The following is a 1,347-nucleotide window of genomic DNA, read 5'->3' on the forward strand; positions in this document are numbered from 1 at the left end:
CTCGAGCCGATCGGCAACATCCCACCCGCCGAGGCCGAGGCGCGCTACTATGAACAACTGAACGAGATGGCTATGGTCGCCTGAGTCAAACAAAATGGCCTCCGGGATTCCCGGCGCGGTTCAATATCCAGCACCCACCGCATGCCTTGGGTCATGAGCGCCGTGCGCAGATCGTGCACGGCATCATGAGCCGACCGGCCCGGCCGGAAGCCATACGAGCAGTTCAGGAAGTCCTGTTCGTAGATTGCCTCCAGCAGCATAACGATCGCCCGCTGCGCCACCTTGTCCTCGAAAGTGGGAATGCCGAGAGGCCGTTGCGATCCGTCCGCTTTAGGAATGTAGCTTCGTCGCACCGGCGGGGCTCGATAGCGTCCCGACTTGATGCGATCGAGGAGGTCCAGAAGGTTCGCCTCCAGCGCTTGCGCATAATCGGCCGCAGTGATCCCGTCGATGCCCGCCGCGCCATCCTTGCGGGTGGTCCGGTAGGCTTCAAGCATCCACTCCAAATCAAGGACGTGGTTCAGCGAGGCGAACGCCCGGTCTCGGTGCGTCCTCGCCATGTCGGCTATCCATCGTCGTTTCGTAGACAGGTTTGTGAGACTCAGGGTTCTCTCCCGTGTTTCCCGTCGATGGCTCTCTCCTCGCGGCGCCCCCCTTTCCTCCTGCGGGTCCCGGCGAGCCCGGTTCCCCGCCCTCAGCGGTACTACGAAGGCGCTACGACTTCCCGTGCGCGCATTCCCGGTTCCTTATGGTTTCGGTTCCGGGTTCCATGTGCCCCTCCGGATTCGTGCTCGCCGAAGCGCTCCCGTCGCGGCGGAGGACCGTCGCCGGGCCTGGGGACTTTTGTCAGCCGGTTTCCCCGTCTCCGGCCAGTCCACACATGGGCACGCACTGGATCTCTCAGGTTTCCTGGCAATCCGTTCCATACCTCTGCCCTGTTCCCAGACCCCGGCCGGACCGGCGCAGCCTCGCCACTTGCGGCTGTGCCGATGCTGCCCCCGGTCCCAACACTCCGAAGGCTCCAGCGTGTACATGATTTCGAGGCTTACCCAGGGCTTCGATATCCGCTGCCTACGCTTCACGAGCGACGTTGCCGCCGCCCATGCAAGGCTCGCTTCCGGCTGGCGGGCTGCGCCTCTACCGGGAGGGAGTTCAACCCTCTGGATCGCTATGAAAGGTTTCACGCTACATCTGTTCTCCTTTCCAGGACTTCTCCTGACGCAAGCATGGCCCACGCGCGACGCAAATTTACCGATGCGCTCAAGGCCAGGAAAAAACCCGGCGGACCGCCTGTGCTGGCGTTGAAGTTCTTCGATGCCTTGTACGAGGTCGAAAGACTGGCGCGCC

Annotated in this window: 1 protein-coding gene; it reads right to left on the reverse strand. The window is 63.0% G+C overall.

Annotation, left to right across the window (positions count from 1 at the left end; genetic code table 11):
- Window positions 1-47: 47 nt before the first annotated feature.
- Complete coding sequence (locus tag L2A60_RS20420; RefSeq protein WP_235706296.1) at window positions 48-560, reverse strand: reverse transcriptase domain-containing protein; 513 nt, start codon at window positions 558-560, stop codon at window positions 48-50.
- Window positions 561-1,347 lie beyond the last annotated feature (787 nt).

It is taken from the genome of Acidiphilium iwatense (assembly GCF_021556475.1).
Classification (GTDB): Bacteria; Pseudomonadota; Alphaproteobacteria; order Acetobacterales; family Acetobacteraceae; genus Acidiphilium; species Acidiphilium iwatense.